This window comes from Xenorhabdus sp. SGI246 (genome assembly GCF_040838225.1).
Lineage (GTDB): Bacteria > Pseudomonadota > Gammaproteobacteria > Enterobacterales > Enterobacteriaceae > Xenorhabdus > Xenorhabdus indica.
The window spans coordinates 47,955-67,353 of the sequence record NZ_JBFPEZ010000043.1 but is presented as its reverse complement, the minus strand read 5'-3'; the positions used below and the strand labels follow the sequence as shown (position 1 = coordinate 67,353).

16 protein-coding genes are annotated in these 19,399 nt (G+C 42.4%); 10 read left to right on the top strand and 6 right to left on the bottom strand.

The genetic code is table 11. From position 1 onward, the window contains the following. Positions 1-34: 34 nt before the first annotated feature. The 9 genes from tssB (at position 35) to ABLA85_RS11230 (ending at position 12,067) form a co-directional block, all read left to right on the top strand. Positions 35-571, top strand: coding sequence for a type VI secretion system contractile sheath small subunit (tssB, locus tag ABLA85_RS11270; protein ID WP_047682490.1), 537 nt, complete (start codon positions 35-37; stop codon positions 569-571). Positions 572-574: 3 nt separating this feature from the next. Continuing rightward, entirely contained in the window at positions 575-2,077 is a 1,503-nt protein-coding gene (gene tssC, locus ABLA85_RS11265) for a type VI secretion system contractile sheath large subunit (protein ID WP_367964136.1), read from the top strand. 157 nt (positions 2,078-2,234) lie between these two features. Further along, positions 2,235-2,714 (top strand): Hcp family type VI secretion system effector, encoded by a 480-nt coding sequence (locus tag ABLA85_RS11260; protein WP_367964134.1) that lies wholly within the window; start codon positions 2,235-2,237, stop codon positions 2,712-2,714. 90 nt (positions 2,715-2,804) lie between these two features. Beyond that, positions 2,805-4,640, top strand: coding sequence for a type VI secretion system-associated FHA domain protein (locus ABLA85_RS11255; protein WP_367964133.1), 1,836 nt, complete (start codon positions 2,805-2,807; stop codon positions 4,638-4,640). A gap of 77 nt (positions 4,641-4,717) precedes the next feature. Next, positions 4,718-5,272, top strand: coding sequence for a type VI secretion system baseplate subunit TssE (gene tssE, locus ABLA85_RS11250; protein ID WP_367964130.1), 555 nt, complete (start codon positions 4,718-4,720; stop codon positions 5,270-5,272). 26 nt (positions 5,273-5,298) lie between these two features. Continuing rightward, complete coding sequence (gene tssF, locus ABLA85_RS11245; RefSeq protein ID WP_367964128.1) at positions 5,299-7,173, top strand: type VI secretion system baseplate subunit TssF; 1,875 nt, start codon at positions 5,299-5,301, stop codon at positions 7,171-7,173. 25 nt (positions 7,174-7,198) lie between these two features. After that, the gene (gene tssG / locus ABLA85_RS11240; RefSeq protein ID WP_367964126.1) at positions 7,199-8,230 is read left to right on the top strand and encodes a type VI secretion system baseplate subunit TssG; all 1,032 of its coding nucleotides are present in this window, start codon (positions 7,199-7,201) and stop codon (positions 8,228-8,230) included. A 117-nt stretch (positions 8,231-8,347) separates the two neighbouring features. Then, positions 8,348-10,990 (top strand): type VI secretion system ATPase TssH, encoded by a 2,643-nt coding sequence (tssH, locus tag ABLA85_RS11235; RefSeq protein WP_367964124.1) that lies wholly within the window; start codon positions 8,348-8,350, stop codon positions 10,988-10,990. A gap of 108 nt (positions 10,991-11,098) precedes the next feature. Continuing rightward, positions 11,099-12,067, top strand: a complete 969-nt coding sequence (locus ABLA85_RS11230) for a serine/threonine protein kinase (protein WP_367964121.1) — start codon at positions 11,099-11,101, stop codon at positions 12,065-12,067. Between the two features lie 103 nt (positions 12,068-12,170). Here ABLA85_RS11230 and tyrR read toward each other — a convergent pair whose 3' ends face one another. The 6 genes from tyrR to pspA all read right to left on the bottom strand — a co-directional run bounded on the left by tyrR (position 12,171) and on the right by pspA (position 17,948). After that, positions 12,171-13,754 (bottom strand): transcriptional regulator TyrR, encoded by a 1,584-nt coding sequence (tyrR, locus tag ABLA85_RS11225; RefSeq protein WP_367964119.1) that lies wholly within the window; start codon positions 13,752-13,754, stop codon positions 12,171-12,173. Positions 13,755-13,909: 155 nt separating this feature from the next. Further along, positions 13,910-15,013: a YcjF family protein gene (locus tag ABLA85_RS11220; protein ID WP_367964118.1), complete on the bottom strand. Its 1,104-nt coding sequence runs from the start codon at positions 15,011-15,013 to the stop codon at positions 13,910-13,912. After that, positions 15,010-16,407 carry a YcjX family protein gene (locus ABLA85_RS11215; protein ID WP_367964116.1) on the bottom strand — a complete coding sequence of 466 codons (1,398 nt, stop codon included), beginning with the start codon at positions 16,405-16,407 and terminating at the stop codon, positions 15,010-15,012. The genes ABLA85_RS11220 and ABLA85_RS11215 overlap by 4 nt, the downstream gene beginning before the upstream one ends. Before the next feature lie 244 nt (positions 16,408-16,651). Continuing rightward, positions 16,652-17,011, bottom strand: a complete 360-nt coding sequence (pspC, locus tag ABLA85_RS11210) for an envelope stress response membrane protein PspC (RefSeq protein ID WP_367964114.1) — start codon at positions 17,009-17,011, stop codon at positions 16,652-16,654. Beyond that, the gene (gene pspB, locus ABLA85_RS11205) at positions 17,011-17,232 is read right to left on the bottom strand and encodes an envelope stress response membrane protein PspB (protein WP_367964111.1); all 222 of its coding nucleotides are present in this window, start codon (positions 17,230-17,232) and stop codon (positions 17,011-17,013) included. Before pspB ends, pspC begins: the two co-directional genes overlap by 1 nt. Before the next feature lie 44 nt (positions 17,233-17,276). Then, on the bottom strand, positions 17,277-17,948 hold the full coding sequence (gene pspA, locus ABLA85_RS11200) for a phage shock protein PspA (RefSeq protein ID WP_367964108.1): 672 nt from the start codon (positions 17,946-17,948) through the stop codon (positions 17,277-17,279). A 224-nt stretch (positions 17,949-18,172) separates the two neighbouring features. On the opposite strand from pspA, the gene pspF reads away from it, so the two are divergent. After that, positions 18,173-19,201, top strand: a complete 1,029-nt coding sequence (pspF, locus tag ABLA85_RS11195) for a phage shock protein operon transcriptional activator (protein WP_367964106.1) — start codon at positions 18,173-18,175, stop codon at positions 19,199-19,201. Positions 19,202-19,399: the final 198 nt, after the last annotated feature.

Here is a 19,399-nt window from a genome sequence, read left to right as displayed (position 1 = left end):
ACTTACCTATTTAGCCAGTAATGGAGAAATTGTCATGAAATCCAGTGGACAAAAGTTTATCGCCCGAAATCGTGCTCCTCGAGTCCAGATTGAATACGATGTCGAGCTTTATGGCTCAGAAAAAGTTGTCCAATTACCATTTGTCATGGGCGTTATGGCTGATTTGGCAGGAAAACCCACAGAAGCCCTACCAGACGTTAGCGACCGAAAATTTCTGGAAATTGACATTGATAACTTTGACGAACGCATGAAATCAATAAAGCCACGAGCCGCCTTTCAGGTTGATAACACCTTGACAGGTGATGGCAAACTGAATGTCGAGTTAGTTTTTGAAAAAATGGAAGACTTTCAACCTGATGCTATCGCTAAAAAGGTAGAACCTTTAGCTCAACTGTTGGAAGCACGTACCCAACTGGCAAACCTACTGTCTTATATGGATGGTAAAAGTGGCGCAGAACAACTGATTGCTGAAATACTGCAAAATCCTGCTCTGTTGAAATCACTGGCGGAAGCGCCAAAACCTGAAGATAGCACTTCAGCTTCAGATGAAGGTGCTGAAGATAAGGAGTAATTGATGAGTACAACTGAACAAGAAAACCTGGCTCAACAAGAGCAGACACCGAAAGAATATACGGTTGATGAATTAAGTGTATTGCTCGGTAAGGAATTCCGTCCACAAAGTGATCAAACACGTGATGCCGTTGAAAATGCGGTAAAAACTCTGGCACAGCAGGCACTGGAAAATACTGTTACCATCTCTGGCGATACTTATCGCACTATTCAGTCATTGATTGCTGAAATTGATACCAAAATATCACAACAGATGAATCATATTCTGCATCATGATGAATTCCAGACACTGGAAGGCGCATGGCGTGGTCTGCATTATCTGGTTAATAACACAGAAACCGATGAAATGCTGAAAATCCGTGTGATGAGCCTTTCCAAAAAAGAACTAAGTAACACACTAAAACGTTTCAAAGGTGTTAGTTGGGACCAAAGCCCACTCTTTAAGAAGATCTATGAAGCAGAATACGGTCAGTTTGGTGGTGAACCTTTCGGCTGTCTGGTAGGCGATTACTATTTTGACCATACCGCGCCGGATGTTGAACTTTTGCGTCAGCTAGCACAAATCGGCGCCGCAGCACACTGTCCATTTATTTCAGGAGCAGCCCCAAGTGTTATGCAAATGAAATCCTGGCAGGAGTTAGCTAACCCTCGTGATCTCACCAAGATTTTCCAAAATACGGAGTATGCCCCCTGGCGGAGTTTACGCGAATCAGAAGACGTACGTTACATCGGATTAGCACTGCCCCGTTTTCTGTCCCGTTTACCTTATGGTGCTCTCACTAATCCCGTTGATAATTTCAATTTTGAGGAAAATACTGAAGGCCCCACCCACGAAAACTATACCTGGGCAAATGCCGCTTATGCTATGGCGGTCAATATCAACCGTTCCTTTAAACTGTACGGCTGGTGCACCTCTATTCGCGGTGTGGAATCTGGTGGTATTGTAGAAAATTTGCCTTGCTATACTTTTCCCTCTGATGATGGCGGGGTGGATATGAAATGTCCTACCGAGATTGCCATCAGCGATCGTCGTGAAGCTGAATTAGCCAAAAATGGTTTTATTCCACTTTTACACCGTAAGAATACCGATATGGCCGCCTTTATCGGTGCCCAATCGCTGCAAAAACCATCAGAATATTATGATCCTGACGCTACAGCAAATGCCAATCTCTCTGCTCGTCTGCCTTATTTATTTGCCTGCTGTCGTTTTGCTCATTACCTGAAATGTATTGTACGCGACAAAATTGGGACTTTTCAGGAGCGTAGTGATATGGAACGTTGGTTAAATGAATGGATCACTCATTATGTTGACGGTGACCCAGTCAATTCATCACAGCTTACTAAGGCGAAGAAGCCACTGGCAGCCGCAGAGGTTCAGGTAGAAGAAATAGAGAGCAACCCAGGATATTATCAAGCTAAGTTTTTTCTGCGCCCCCATTATCAATTGGAAGGACTAACCGTTTCTCTACGTCTGGTTTCAAAATTACCCTCACTAAAAGGAGCATGATACTAAAAAGTCATTTTCTCTAAGCAAAATCAGAAATCATCCCGCACAGAGGGGGCTTCCAGTAACAATACACATGTATTTCTAGACCGCATATACATACTCCAATATACATCCATTGGATTCAATCATCCCATTCAACTCTATTAAGGCAAAGATTATGTCTAACAACGCATATATTACTTTTACTGACATTCAAGGTGAATCAGGTGACGAAGCCCATAAAAATTGGACTGCCGTCCATGTTTTTGAACTGACAATGACTAATTCTATTTCCACAAATACTCAGTCTAGCGGATTGAGTTCAGGTATAGTTGAAGTTCCTGGTATTACTGTAGGACTCTTCTTTGATAAATCATGTATCACTTTGTCTAATTATCTGACGATAGGTAAACATATCAATGAAGTTAAAATTGAAGTATTGCGGCAAGGAGGCGAAAATGTACTTTGGCATAAAATAGTCATGACGAACGTTATGGTAGCAAGCACATCGCTCGGATTCTCATTTGACCAATATATTTCTACTGTTAGGTTATTCTTCCAAAAACATAAAGAAAGCTATTATCCTCTGGACTTCACAGGCAAAAAAGGCGCCGAAGTCACTTATGGATGGGATTCTTTCACTAATAAACCTCTCTAATTTCATTATAATCTACCCCGATAACCTCCCTGTTTCAGGGAGGTTATCTCTACTAACCTATCCTTATCAAAAAAATAGGGATCTACGCTTATGCGATTCACCATTGTTAAAAACACCGGTACAAATCAACCCACACAATTGAGTTATGATTTTTCGCCTCCGGGGGGAACTATCGGTCGCAGCAAAGACAATAACTGGATTTTGCCCGATGAAGAGCAGGCTATTGCCCGGCTTCAGGCCATCGTGTCTATTTCTGCTGATGGTGAGTGTCGGATTACCAATCGTGGCTCTGCATCTGAGTTGTTACTAAACACAATACCATTGGCTCCGGATCGTCAGGTTGAAATCCGCGATGGTGATGTATTGAATATTGGTGACTATCAGATTCAGGCAGTTGATATCAATAAAAGTGCACCTCCGCAAGCAACCACTCGGATTATCAATACGGAATCCCAATCGGCTACCAACTGCTCAGGCATTCCCAATGAAATCTGGGACGGTCTGGAACAGATTTTCACTGCATCCGATACTTCGTCCTCCCCCAACAAACAGCAGACAACATCAGGGGGAAATGACAATAACCCACTACTCAAACCCCAACAACAGGAAAACGATGAACGTAACCCGATTGATCCATTAGCCCAAATTGAAAACACAACCGATCTAGAGACACTACAATTACGGGCGACAGATCCTGTGACTATGTTCCACTCAGATGCCCTCTTCCAACAGGAAGATATTCTGAATAACAATACCCCCACAACATTATTCCAGTACGATGATCAGAGAATTGAACATAGTGACGACAAAGAAAAAGAAATTGAAATTGATCCACTGGCATTATTTTCTGACAATTCTATAAAACAGCAGAAATACGTCAAAAATGATGACCCGCTAAACTTGATGTTAGATAATGCCGTACCACTAACATCACCTGATAACCCAACAACTTCTAATTCTCAGTTTGCGCCTATATCACAGCCCATATCTGCTCAGGATAAACAATCCATTACTCAGCCACCTTCTTTACCTCCACTCTTCACAACAGAAGAGATATCTAAGGAACTCAGTAAAGATTTAACTAAAAGCCATACAGGTATAGAAGAAGCCAGAACAAAAGAAAATATTTTTCCTCCTGCTCCTTCAAATGAATATCCTGATTATCCGGCCAACACCAATCACCAACCCTCTGTTAAGCACCAAGCGAGTCACGCGAATCATTCCCTGCATATCACGCATGATAATCATGCTTATGAACGGCTTGGTATTGATCCAATAAGCTACAGTTCCAATAACCATCAAACAGACGGGATCAAACTAGAGGGGAAATTACTGGCATCGCTATTAGAAGGAATGGGACTCAAAAATCTTCACCAACCACAATTTGATGAACACCGTATGTATCAATTAGGTCTGTTTATCAGCCAGTTATCTCAAGGGATTGTCGCACTCAATGCTTCACGCACTATGCTGAAACGGGAAGCTGATGCGGATATGACTCAAATGCTACTGGATGCCAATAATCCATTTAAGCTATTACCTTCTGGTCAATCTGTTTTAGTACAGATGTTTGGTGATCATATGCCGGGATTTATGCCTATTGAGCAGGCGACTCGCGATATTTTAATTGAATTACAAGCACACCAATTAGGAATGATTGCAGGAGTACGTGCCATTACAAGAGATATTCTGCAACTCTTCCATCCCGGTGTGCTTGAGCAGAAAGCACGGGATGAAGGTGGTATGCCACGTTTGTCTTTATCGTCAACTTACAAAACATCACTGTGGGAATTTCTCACCAAATACTATCAAAAAACAGCCAATGAATTTGAGCAAAATTCAGCACTGTTTGGTGAAAACTTTCTGCAATCCTACGAAAAAGAGGTCAATAAATATAAAAGTTCTCAAAGCAAACTAAAAAAATAAACAAACTAAAAAATAGGTTCATTGCCTCAGCAATCTTTCCCCTATTGCCCATTATCACCACGACCAATAGGTACTCCATGAATGACAATATAACTTTAATGCATGGTGGTTATCATCGTCGGAGTAATACCAAGCATATCACTGCCAGAGACAGAATGCAGCCATCCTTGCTGGATAGACTCACTGATAACGACCCCGATAAGAAAAAAGAGGCAATCAGCAACTATCTGATATCACACAGTACATTACGGCAAAATGTTCTGCGGGATTTACAGTGGTTGCTCAATAGCATCAACTGTGAATCTGAGCAAGATCTTACCCTATATCCGGAAATACGCTGTTCTGTTTATAACTTTGGGCTAGAACCCCTGGCAGGTAAACGCATGTCTGAAATAGAGTGGGAAGATATTCAACATAAAATCATTAAGGCTATACATGTGTTTGAACCACGCATTATCGCTGATGAACTTGAAGTGCGTTGTGTTTCCGATACTCACTCTCTGAATCTATACAATACATTATCCATAGAAATTAAAGGTTTTTTGTGGTGTGTTCCCTGGCCACTCGAATTCCTGTTCCGTAGTGATATTGACCTGGAAAACGGTTATTTCACTATCAAAGAAGCAGGATAAAAACAGATACGAGAGGATACGGATACATGGATAACAAACTACTTGAATATTACAATCGTGAACTAGTCTATTTACGTGAGATGGGCAAAGAATTTGCCGAACGTTATCCAAAAGTCGCCAACCGACTGGGTATGCACGGTATTGATGTTGCTGACCCTTATGTTGAACGACTTATGGAAGGTTTTGCTTTTCTGACTTCCCGTATTCAGTTGAAAATGGATGCTGAATTCCCGAATTTTTCCCAACAATTACTGGAGATGCTCTACCCTAATTATCTGGCCCCCACTCCATCAATGACAATCGTCGAACTCCAGCCTGATACCAGCAAAGGGGATATCAGCCACGGTTTTTTAGTGCCACGTGGAACGCTCATGCACTGTCAGACATTGAAAAAAGATGGCATCACATTCCAGTACAGCACAGCACAAGACGTTATTTTGCAACCATTACATTTGCAGAAAGTTGAACTGGGTAAGCTCCCTGCCAACATTCCTCTGGCAACTTTAAATCTTCACCAATCCGGTGCTGTCAGTGCGCTGCGCATTCATCTCTCCTGCAAAGGAAAATTTTTCCTCAATGAACTGGATCTCAACAAACTGGTATTCTTTCTTTCAGGGCCGGATATTCAATCCCAACAATTGTTAGAATTACTCATGGAACATTGCGTCGGCATGGTATGCCAGACCCTTGGTGATACTCCCCAATATCAAGTTTTACCTGATACTTCTCCACATCATGAAGGTTTTGATGATGATCAGTCATTGTTACCTAATGATCCACGTACTTTCAGTGGCTACCGTCAGATCCAGGAATATTTTGCTTTTCCGGCACGTTTCCAGTTTTTCAGCATTAGTGGCATGCAATCTCTGTTGGAAAAAACACAAAAAGAGAGTGAGTTTGAACTTATCCTGCTTTTGGACAAAATAGACACGGATTTGGAGCATCTGGTTGATGTCTCTTATTTAGCTCTCAATAGTACACCTGTCATTAATTTATTCCCTAAGTTGACTGAACGTGCCACGGTAAAAGAAAGTACTAATGAATACCATTTAGTTGTCGATAATATCAGGCCTCTGGATTATGAAATCTTTTCCGTAAAACATCTGCATGGTGCAGATATTAAACACAGAGAAACACAGATTTTCAGACCCTTCTGGTCTACTTTCAGTGATGATAAAAGCAATTACGGTGCCTATTTTTCTGTGCGCCGTGATCCCCGCATTTTATCTGAACATGCCCATCATTACGGCACCCGGACCAGTTATGTCGGTACAGAATCCTTTGTTTCTATTGTTGATGAACAACATTCCCCTTGGCCGAACGAACTCAAATTCCTAACTGCCGATGTCCTGTGCACTAACCGCGATTTATCTGCAATGTTGCGTCAACAAGATCTTGATAACTTCGTTATGCTGGATTCTATCCCCATCAACCAGATTGTATTTCTTAAAAGACCAACCATACCACGCCCTGCCTTAGCACAAGGTTCAATATCCTGGAAATTAATCAGTCACCTCCATCTCAATTACCTGAATTTTATGGATAAAAATGATGAACAAGGGACTCAGGCATTACGGCAATTACTCAGTCTGTATGCCAATCTTTCAGAGCCAGCTATCACCCGTCAGATTAATGGTATTCGCCATTGTTCATTAAAAACGATTTATCGGAGGGTTCCTGAACCCGGCCCAATCGTTTTTGCCCGTGGAGTCAGCATTGAACTGGAAGTGGATGAGCAGGAATTTGCCGGAAACAGCCCCTGGTTACTAGGAAGTGTTCTGGAAAAACTATTCTCGCGTCTGGTCACCATGAACTCTTTTACTGAAATGACTCTCTATAGCCAGCAACGTGGCAAGATCGGTTTTTGGCCGGCCCGGATGGGAAAAAAGAAACTGATATAACCAGTACTTACAGATAAAAATGAATATGAGCGAAACAAGTGCCATTTCCATACATCGCATATGTCACCTGCCGGATAATTTTTGGCAACAACTCACCCAGACACCGTGGCAATTCGATCTATTTCAAACCCTACGCCGAATAGACGCCCAGTCCGGGGAGTATTATATGTTAGGTTCTGCCCCATTGCCGCGATACGATCTGTTGCGTCTGGGTCAAAAAGCATCAATGATATTCGCCCCATCGACCATTGCTGAAGCCAAAAAACGCGAAAACTCAAAACTGTATGACATATTGATTTACAGTTTTGGTTTGTTCGGCCCAAATGGGCCATTGCCGCTCCATATCACCGAATATACTTATGCGCGACAATATAACTATCAAGACCCAACACTGAACGCATTTGCTAATTTATTTCACCATCGGCTAATACTGCTGTTCTATCGTGCCTGGGCTAATTCCCAATCAACAGTATCGCTTGATCGTCAGGATAACCAACGCTTCTGTCATTATCTTGCTTGCCTGATTGGTATGGGATTACCTGCTCAACAACAATCAGATTCAATTAGTGAACACGCCCGTTATTCTTTATCAGGCCATTTATCCCGGCAGGGACATGGCGCGGAAGGGTTGGCAAAAATATTATTCTGTTACTTCAATATTCCGTTAAAAATTATACAAAATATCCCCCAATGGTTGAAAATTGAGGCTCAGGATCAGGCACGGTTAAAAGCCGGACGCAATATGCCTCGTTTGGGTGAATCGGCCTTTTTGGGAACTGCATTATATGATGTTCAATATAAATTCCGCCTTGAACTCGGCCCGTTAACTTTGGCTGAGTATGAAGCGTTTTTACCAAACCAACCAAAGTCACTACAGCTACGTGATTGGGTATATCAATATTTCGGGATCGAATACGCATGGGATATCCGCCTGATACTTGATCGAGCTGATATAAAAGGTATTCACCTGTCAGAGCCCGTAAAATTAGGATTAAGTAGCTGGCTTGGCAACATTGAACAGAAATCCCATTGTGGTGACTTAATCTATAATCCATAATTTCATTGAATAACAATTTCATTAAGTAATAACTCTACTAAACAACAATTCCACTAAACAGTAATGTAATCACTCTCTACAAAACACGATCAACGATAACATCACGGATTACACGTTATGTCAGAAATCAGCCGCTCCGTACTATTTGGTAAGCTTAACCGCACATTATTCACCTCGCTAGAAGGTGCCACTGCTTTTTGCAAATTGCGGGGGAATCCTTATGTTGAGTTAGTGCATTGGCTACACCAAATCATGCAGCAACAAAACTGTGATTTACAGAAACTTCTCCATCATTTCGGGCTGGATGAATCTGCGTTGACCAAAGACATTGTTACAGCGCTGGATCGCCTGCCACGTGGTGCCAGCGCTATTTCTGATCTCTCAGAACATATTGATAGTGCCGTTGAGCGAGCTTGGGTTTATGGTTCACTGAAATTCGGTGTTAATCAAATTCGCAGTGCCCATTTACTGATAGGCATATTGAAAACTTTCAATCTACGCAATGCCCTGAAAGCCATTTCTCCTCTGTTTGATCGCATTAATACAGATGTCCTGATCGATAATTTTCACGCAATATTCGATGGCAGTGATGAAGCCCAGGAGATCACAACATCATCAACAGGTACACCAGGGGCAACAACACAAACTGCAACAGGCTCAGCGCTACAGCAATATGGTCAGGAATTAACGGCGCGGGCCCATAATGGTGAGATCGACCCTGTGTCTGGACGTGATGAAGAAATCCGCCAGATCATTGATATCCTGATGCGTCGCCGTCAAAATAACCCATTACTGACAGGTGAAGCTGGTGTCGGTAAGACTGCGGTAATTGAAGGGTTAGCACTGAGAATTGCCGCGGACGAAGTTCCTCCTCCTTTACGGAATGTTCAACTTTGGTTGTTAGATATTGGCATGTTACAAGCAGGCGCGGGGGTTAAAGGAGAATTCGAATCCCGACTGCGAAAAGTGATTGAAGAAGTGCAATCCAGTCCAACCCCCATCATTTTGTTTATTGATGAAATCCATACTCTGATTGGTGCTGGTGGGCAACAGGGAACAGGTGATGCTGCCAACTTATTAAAACCTGCCTTAGCGAGAGGCCAATTACGTACACTGGGTGCTACAACCTGGTCAGAATATAAAAAATATATCGAAAAAGATCCTGCCTTGACTCGTCGTTTTCAGGTTGTTCAGGTTCATGAACCTGACGAAACTAAGGCTCTGATCATGCTACGTAGTCTGGTCAATACACTGGAAAAACATCACCGTATTCTTTTATTAGATGAGGCAGTCGAAGCAGCAGTGCATCTCTCCCACCGTTACATTCCTGCCCGTCAGTTACCGGACAAAGCCATTGCATTACTGGACACAGCCTGCGCCAGAGTTGCAGTCAGCCAACATGCAGAGCCTCCTCAGCTAGAAAACTGCCGCCATCAGATAGATGCCCTGAATGTTGAACTGGAAATTGTGGAGCGGGAAGCAAAAGTAGGTATGGGTGACCCTCAGCGAACAGAAAATATCTTCAATCAACTCGCCACTCTGGCAGAACAAAAAGCGCAGCTAGAAGCACGCTGGCAACAAGAACTTTCCCTGACAGAGAAAATTATTCAATTACGCATCCAATTGAATGAAGACCAAAATGATGATACCGCGACTCTCCATACCGAATTAACTGAGCTGCAACAACAATTGAAAACTTTACAGGGGGAAGAGCCTCTCATTTTTGCGGCAGTAGACAGTAACGTTGTTTCCGCGGTTGTGTCAGATTGGACCGGCATTCCTCTAAGCCGCATGATGAAAGATGAAATTGAAGCTGTATTGCAGTTGGCTGATACACTCAGTCAGCGAGTGATTGGTCAGTACCACGCATTGGAAATAATCGCAAAACGGGTACGTACTTCACGGGCAAAATTAGATGATCCCAATAAACCGGTTGGCGTTTTTCTATTATGTGGCCCTTCTGGGGTGGGTAAAACGGAAACAGCACTCGCTCTGGCTGAAACACTATATGGTGGTGAGCAAAATCTCATTACCATCAATATGAGCGAATTTCAGGAAGCACACACCGTATCAACATTGAAAGGAGCTCCTCCCGGCTATGTTGGCTATGGTGAAGGGGGAGTATTAACCGAAGCTGTTCGCCGTCGTCCTTACAGTGTTGTATTGCTGGATGAAATCGAAAAAGCACATCCTGATGTTCATGAGATTTTCTTTCAGGTCTTCGACAAAGGCTGGATGGAAGATGGTGAAGGCCGACACATTGATTTTCGTAATACCATTATTATCCTGACATCCAATGTGGGAGCCGATTTAGTCAGTTCACTATGCCGCCAGCATACCCAACAAGATAATAGTGTACCAGAGCCGGAACAGCTCAGTTCCGCATTACGTAAGCCATTATTGGACACATTCCCTGCGGCTTTATTGGGGCGTTTGTTGGTTATTCCCTACTATTCATTGAATGACGAAGTGATGACTAATATTGTCCATTTACAATTAGGGCGAATTCAAAAACGTTTACTGGAGAACCATGGCATTGCTGCAACATTTGATGACGCTATGATTGAAAATATTGTCAGTCGTTGTACTGAGGTTGAATCAGGTGGTCGTACGGTGGATGCTATCTTGACTAACACCATATTGCCACAAATCAGTCAACGGCTGCTCTCTGCCAGCGCCCAGGATGAACAATATAACCGGTTACAAGTATCACTCGAACAAGGGGAACTTGAATTCCAGTTTTCGAATGATAATCAATAGATCCTGCGTAACATCGTGTGTATACCCTATGGGTTTCAAGATACAGCCAACAAAGAGGGAATTTGAAAAGTAAAGAGGACAAAACAAAGATTCAAGAGGCCATCTCCGATGCAGAATTCCGACTATAACTACTTTAATAACAGGCACTCATTATTGCAGGCATTACCTATCGGGTACTGCTTCAAGGAATTTGAAATTGAAAAAATTGTGGGTAAAGGTGGATTTGGTATCGTATATAAGGCTTGGGATCACCGTAAAAAATGTGCTGTTGCCATTAAAGAATATCTGCCATCAGCAATTGTGCTCCGTCGCAATGATTTAAAATTAAAACTGCGTTGCTCAAGTCTGCAAAAGAAATTCAAAATCGGTCTTCATAGTTTTATGCGTGAAGCCCATATAATGTCTTGCTTTAACCATCCATGTTTGCCCCGTTTTCTGCGTTTTTGGCAACAAAATAGCACGGCTTATATTGCCACCCCGTTTTACAGAGGTATAACACTAAAACTGTTGCAGCTAAAACACCCAAAGCTCATTACGCAGAACTGGCTGTGTCGTATTTTGTTTCCCTTGTTTGATGCCCTCAATACGCTTCATCAGGCAGGCTATCTGCACTGTGATGTTTCTCTCGATAATATTTTAATTCAGAACAATCAGTTACCAATACTGCTTGATTTGGGATCGGCCCGAAAAACAACGGAACATTTGTCTGATGATGAAGAAATCACTGTCAGGCCTGGTTTCACGCCTTGCGAACAATACACCATCAATGAAGAAGGACAGCAAGGCCCCTGGACTGATATCTATGCTTTAGGGGCTGTATTACATACTTTGATTGTCGGGAAACCACCACCCGTCAGCATTGTGCGCAATATTGAAGATCATTATCAACCTTTAACCAAACAATGTCCTAAAGGTTATTCCTTATCATTTCTACATGTCATTGATTGTATGCTGGCAATAAAAGTGTCAGACCGCCCGTCTTCCATTTCAAAATTAGCTGCGATGATAAAACCCTCTCTTATACAAGCCTGTAAAACTCCCACATCGCATCTCCCATTCCTTTATCAGATCTCCTGACATACCTGCCTTCAGGAGATCCGAGCTAGGAATAACAACCGAAAATTCATTTCCTGAAAAACATTATCCCCAGGGAAAATTCTGTCGTTTGTACAAGCAAGTATTATTCATCATTCGAATCCGATCCTACTGTCTGTTTTTTACCACTCAATCCATATTCACGCAGTTTATTGGCAATAGCGGTATGAGAAACACCAAGTCGTTTTGCCAACTTGCGGGTACTGGGATAGTGGCGATAAAGACGGGTCAAGACAGAACGTTCAAAACGCTTACTGATTTCATCTAAAGAGCCAACCAGAATGTCTTCATTGATAAAGGCAGTTTCTGTTTCTAATTCCGGTAACTGAATATCTTGTGGGCTTAATTGATTACCTTCAAGCTGCGTTAATGCCCGGTAGATGGCATTACGCAACTGCCTCACATTTCCGGGCCAATAATAGCTACACAAGAATTGTTCTAGATCAGGTGAGAATTTGGGTTTTTCTACACCTTGCTCTCTGGCAAAACAAGTTGAAAAATAATCCGTCAATGGAATGATATCAGCCTGACGTTCCCGTAAAGGTGGCAAAGTGATGGTTAATACATTGAGCCGATAGTAAAGATCTTCCCTGAATTCCCCTTTTTGCACCAACTCAACCAAATTCTTCTGAGTAGCACAGATGATCCTGACATTCACTTTAACTTCGTTATCCTCTCCAACACGACGAAATGTTCCATCATTGAGGAAACGGAGTAATTTGATCTGCATTTGTGGCGACATTTCACCAATTTCATCTAACAGAACAGTGCCACCATTCGCCTGCTCAAAAAAACCTTTTTTGCCTTCCAGTGCATTCGGATATGCACCCGCTGCATAACCAAACAGTTCACTTTCTACTACGTCATCCGGCATAGATGCACAATTTAGTCCAAGAAAAGGTTGTTTTCCTCTTGAACTTCTCAGATGACACGCTTTGGCAAATTCATCTTTCCCTGTTCCTGTATCACCAATAAGCAACAAAGGCAGATCCAACATAGCCATTTTACGAGCCTGTTCAACGACATGAACCATCTTCGGACTGACAGCAATAATATTCTTAAAGGCCTGATCGTCATTCACTGTCAACTTTTTCTGCACAAATTCTGCATAAACGGATACACGTAGCATAATCACCGCTCCCACACATTTAATCTTCTGATTTTCATCAGTCAATTGCATGGGTGTCATATCCATCAAATAAGATTTTCCTTTGATAGTTAACGTTGCCGAATGAGGCTGATGATGATCGCTTTCCAACCAACGGAGGAAATTGTAATTACTGATAAGTTGGCTGATATTTTTTTGGCTGATTTTTTCTTTGCTAATGCCAAACAATGTCTGGGATGCCAGATTAGCCAAATCGATATTTCCTTTCATATCAATGGACAAGATAGGCTCAGGCACAGACTCCAGTAATGTCCACATCGCTCTGTGCTCTTTTTCCGATGGCATAAAAGCCACTGTCCTGACATCTATCACGCCATTAATACGACGGATTTCTGCCATCAGCAAGCGAAAGGTATTGAAATCAATTTGAGTAAAACTAAGGTAAATACGACGTTCAGGAGAGATCTCAATTCCTTTCAGGTCAATATTTCTTAAAACCAATAAATCAAGTAACTCGCGAGTCAGCCCAATTCGATCCTGACAAGTAACTTCCAATCGCATTTATTCCGACCTTATTTACACGATGTTCATAACCGTCTGAAATATTACTCGTTACTGTGCGATAGATGAAGCCCCTTGTCAGCTAAAGTTGACAATAAAGCAAAGTGTCAAATTAAAGTGACAGTTGCTTCTGGTTAATGATGGTTTCTAATTGGTTACAGTCCTGTTTTTTTAGCTTCACTCTTGGACTTAGTCGCCAACGTACTTTTAAGCTGATTAATCAGTTGATAACGGAAATCCCCCAACTTGGGTTTATCGTCATCAATCCAGGGTAAAGGACGGCATAGCTCCATTGCCTTAATTCCCAAACGCGCCGTAAGTAGCCCCGCGCCAATCCCCTGCGCAGCACGGGCTGAAAGCCGGGCAGCAATATCCTGCGATAACCAATCCATTCCCACTTCTCTGACCAAATCTGACGCACCTGCAAAGGCAATATTCAGCAATACCAGCCGAAATAAACGAATACGGCTGAAATACCCCAATTCAATTCCATATATTGCCGCAATTCGGTTAATAAGACGAATATTTCGCCATGCAATGAAGGCCATATCCACCACAGCAAGTGGACTGACAGCGATCATCAGCGCAGATTCTGCTGCTGAACGACGGATCTCTTTTTTGGCCTGTTCATCCAGAACAGGTTGAACCAGCTTGCTGTATAACATGACTATCTCACGGTCATTGTGAGTTTCATGCACAGCCGCCTGCCAACGTTGTAAGGCAGGATGTTGTTGCCCTATGCCCGCCTGTTCTGCCAGTTTTTCACAAAATTGTCGCCCTCTGTTAATGCCATGACTTTGTAATAATGTTTTGGCAATATCACGTTCTTCTGTCCGCTGGCGCAAATGGTAAAGACGACGCCATTCACTGATTACCCCCCCTATTCCCGCAAAGATAATCAAACTGCCTGCGGCAGCTACACCCAATGCAATCCAATCCTGTTGTTGCCACGATTGATATATCCATTGCATAAACTGAGCGATAACACTGACTCCCAATAACAGTACTGCGCCAGAAAAAATTTTTCTCCACAAGCTGCGCTTAGGCTTCAATGCTGCATTCACTGCTCCTTCAAATTCACTTTCCTGCTCTTCAGCATTCAATTCAGGCATAACCGGATAGAACTCATTCTCTCGTTCATTGAATTCTTTTTGGGATTTCAGCGAAGGTTCTGATGTTGTTGATAAAAGATCATCAAAATCCACTCTTGGTTTTAAGGAGCCATATCCCTTTGGCTCCGCTTTCAAAGAGTCCGTCATGTCAGTTTGTCTCCTAATAAAAACTCCATCGCACTGTCCATGCGGATATGAGGTAACGACTCATCAATATTAACTTGTCTTGGCCGAAATGATTCAAAATTGAAACCCTGCTTTTGCCAAAAATCATTATCAGGCAAACGCTGTGGCACTTCTCCCGGAAAAAATGTCAATAACTTGTCATCTGATAAACGGTTTCCCTTGATAGCCGGGATCTTTTCTCCCTCATGCACCACAATACCACTTTCAGTTGCCTGAACTGATGCAAGGCCGACACAGTCCATACTGATCCCTTCAAATGCAGCATTCTGCCACGCTTCCTGTACAAGTTGCTGGAGAAGGGAAACAAGATTGGCATGTTGATCCGCTGTGACATGATCCGCTTTGCTCGCTGCAAACATTAACTTGTCAATACAAGGTGAAAATAAACGACGAAATAGCGTCCGCTTGCCATAATGAAAACTCTGCATTAGTTGTGTCAGCGCCAGACGCATATCGTTAAAAGCGTGGGGGCCACTGTTTAATGGCTGCAAACAGTCAACCAAAACAATTTGCCTATCAAAACGAAGAAAGTGTTCTTTATAAAAATATTTTACGATGTGATTGCAGTAATACGTAAACCGTTCACGCAGCATACCAATATTGGTATTTTTATCCGCCTTAAGTAGTTGAGGTTCTCCGATTCGATCAATATCCGGCCAGGGAAAAAATTGCAGCGCTGGTGCTCCCATCAAATCTCCCGGTAAGATAAAACGCCCCGGCTGAATGAAATGTAGCCCCTGTGTTTTACACTGGTGTAAATAATCCGTATAAGCCTGCGCAATTCTGGCCAACAGATTTTCATCGGCAGGTGCCAGTGGGTCACACTGTTTACATAATGCCAACCACGGTTCAGCCCAGTTTAACCTTTCACCTTTCAACAATCCGTTCATCTGCCGTGACCATGCCAGATAACCCTGTTCCAGCATAGGTAAATCCAATAGCCACTCTCCCGGATAATCGACAATTTCCAGATAGAGGGTGGAGGTTTCTTTGAGATAACGAAATAAAGAATCTTCTGAACGATAACGCAGAGCAAGGCGGATTTCACTCACTCCCCGCGTCGGAATTGGCCAATAAGGCGGTATATTATGCAATGCAGCCATGTTTTCATCATAGGTGAAACGGGGAACACCAAAATCCCGCTGTGGTACTCGTTTTACACCTAATAAACGTCCATCACGCACAGTTGAAAACAGCGGTAATCTGGCACCACTGTGAACATGCAGAAGCTGATTGACCAAAGAAGTAATAAATGCTGTTTTCCCACTACGGCTTAATCCTGTCACTGCCAGCCGTAAATGGCGATCGATTCCACGATTAACAAGTGCCGTCAGTTCATTTTGCAATCGTTTCATGTTTCTCCTGAATTGGACACCATGACATTATTTATGCTTTATGCCTGCCATATTTCAATAAAGGTATTTCCAATGTCGTCCATTTTTATCATAACTTGTTTATTATGGTTTAGATTTTCCGAATAGGTGAGTTCCCTCACCCAACAATGGGTGAGAGATAACGGGCGAGGGATTGCAACCGTAGCAACCTTATAAGCGCTGCCAATAATTCAAGTTGCCTCACTGAAAATCTATCCAGCATGACTTAAAGCTGGCGAAATCGGCTGCGCACATTATAGGTATCAGAAGTAATATAACGTTCCATTTGGCGCAAACGTTCTTCCCCTGCCCGCAATTGGTAGTCAACTTCATCCAGCATTTTTCGGGTTGATGGTGCTCTGTTTTCCCCTGCCTGATATCCCGCAGGTGCGGGATCTAATACAAAGGTCAGGATAATGTAAGCCAATACTGTTATGCCAAATAATCCAAAGAATAGTGACAATATTGTTATGGTACGAATAAGCGCAACTGGGATACCAAAATAGTGCGCTAACCCGGCACACACGCCTTTAATCACTCCCTGTTCTGGCAAACGGTAAAGTTTTCCACGGTAAGAGTTGGACATTATGACTGTCTCCAGTTTGGATGTTCTGCATCAAGAATGTCTTCCAGCGTGTTGATCCGCTCCTGCATACGCCGGGCGTTTTCTGCCAGTTGCTCCAAACGTTGAATTTCATTGTTCTCTAATTTACCGCGATTCTGGTGACTGTAATGCAACCATAACCAGATGGGTAACACAAAGAGCACAAACAGGATCAGCGGGATCCCCAGAAATATATAGGCCATTACCTTTCCTTAGTTATCAATGAAAGTGCGAATAACATTTGCTATCACTGTGAATCTTTAGCACTCATTTTAGCCTTGAGTGCAGCAAGTTGTGCACTGATTTCATCATCCGCTTTCAATTCTGCAAACTGCTGTTCCAGCGATTGCTTTTTCCCCAAACCAACAGCTTCCGCTTCTGCTTCCATATGGTCAATTCTGCGCTCAAACTGCTCGAAACGAGCCATAGCTTCATCAATTTTACCGCTGTCTAACTGACGACGTACTTCACGGGAAGAAGCCGCCGCCTGATGACGCAAAGTCAAAGACTGCTGTCTTGCCCTCGCTTCTATCAATTTGTTTTCCAGTTCAGCAACTTCTCCTTTGATACGATCAAACGTTTCATCCAGAATAGACAGTTCATTTTTCAGCGTTTCAACCAATTGGCTGACTTTTTGTTTTTCAATCAAGGCAGCACGGGCCAGATCTTCTTTGTCTTTACTCAATGCCAGTACGGCTTTTTCCTGCCAACCTTCAATTTGACTCTCTCCGGTGCTGATACGGCGCAGAAGCTGTTTTTTCTCGGCCAAAGTACGTGCAGATGTTGAACGTATTTCCACCAGCGTATCTTCCATTTCCTGAATCATCAAGCGGATCATTTTTTGTGGATCTTCTGCTTTATCCAGCAGGGAAGAAATATTAGCGTTAACGATATCAGCAAAACGAGAAAAAATACCCATAATCATAAACCTCTTTCATTAGAATGTATGTTATGCCTGTGTACTGTTAAGTAAGATACAGAGTAAGGCATTTAGTTAAATACAAGATATGTGCCAACTTTTATTTCTAAATTATCCTATTGAAATATATCACTTAATTTTCATTTGATTTTTTCTTACAATGTTCTATTGTGGTTAAATCAATCAATAATTGGCGAAAAATACTATCCATTAGTGGAAAAATTATGAATCAGTTCACTGATAACCTATTAGGGGAAGCAAACAATTTTATTGAGATCTTGGAGCAAGTCTCTGAATTGGCAAAATTAAATAAACCTGTTTTGGTTTTGGGGGAACGGGGAACAGGTAAGGAGCTAATTGCCCGCCGTCTGCACTATCTTTCTCCCAGGTGGCAAGGCCCTTTTATTTCACTGAACTGTGCTGCCCTCAACGAGAATTTGCTGGATTCAGAGCTTTTTGGTCACGAAGCGGGAGCTTTTACCGGTGCCCGTTCGAAGCATCTGGGGCGTTTTGAACGAGCCGATGGCGGGACACTGTTTCTTGACGAACTTGCTACTGCTCCAATGCAAGTACAAGAAAAGCTGTTAAGGGTTATTGAATATGGATATTTTGAACGCGTGGGAGGCAGTCAGGCTTTACAAGTTGATGTCCGGCTGATTTGTGCCACCAATGAAGATTTACCTGCTATGGCAGATCATGGAAAATTCAGAGCTGACCTGCTCGATAGGCTGGCATTTGATGTTATCAACATCCCTCCATTGCGCCAAAGACATCAAGATATTATGTTACTGGCACAACACTTTGCCATTCAAATGTGTCAGGAATTAAACCTTCCTTTCTTTCCGGGATTTACCGAGCAAGCCAAACAGCAATTACTCGATTACCATTGGCCCGGCAATGTTCGTGAATTGAAAAATGTCATAGAGCGCTCTATCTACCGTCATGGAGATAATCAAAATGAATTAACTACTGTTATTATCAACCCTTTTTCTACATCACCAATATTTTCATCTGCTGCACAAACGGTGTCAGAGAAAACCTCCGACCATAACACAGCCAGTGACTATTTTCTTCCCGATTTACCTCTCGATTTAAGACAATGGCAAAACGACTGTGAAAAGCGACTGATTATACAAGCAATAACAGAAAGCCAATACAGCCAGAAAAAAGCATCTGAAAAACTCAACCTGACATACCATCAATTACGTGGATTAATCAAAAAACACCACATCAATATTCATGTTATGGATTAAAAATTATGGGTTATTGATAGCTTAGTTATGGGCTAAAAAAAGAAAAAATGCAGAAGGTTACACAAAAAAATAGCCAGCACCCGAGCTGGCTAATAATAAAAATACTGGAAGCAATGTGAGCAATGTCATGCATATTGAGACAACAGACTGGGGTCACGAAACACATCTCAACAGCACGATGCGAATGATAATGCTTAT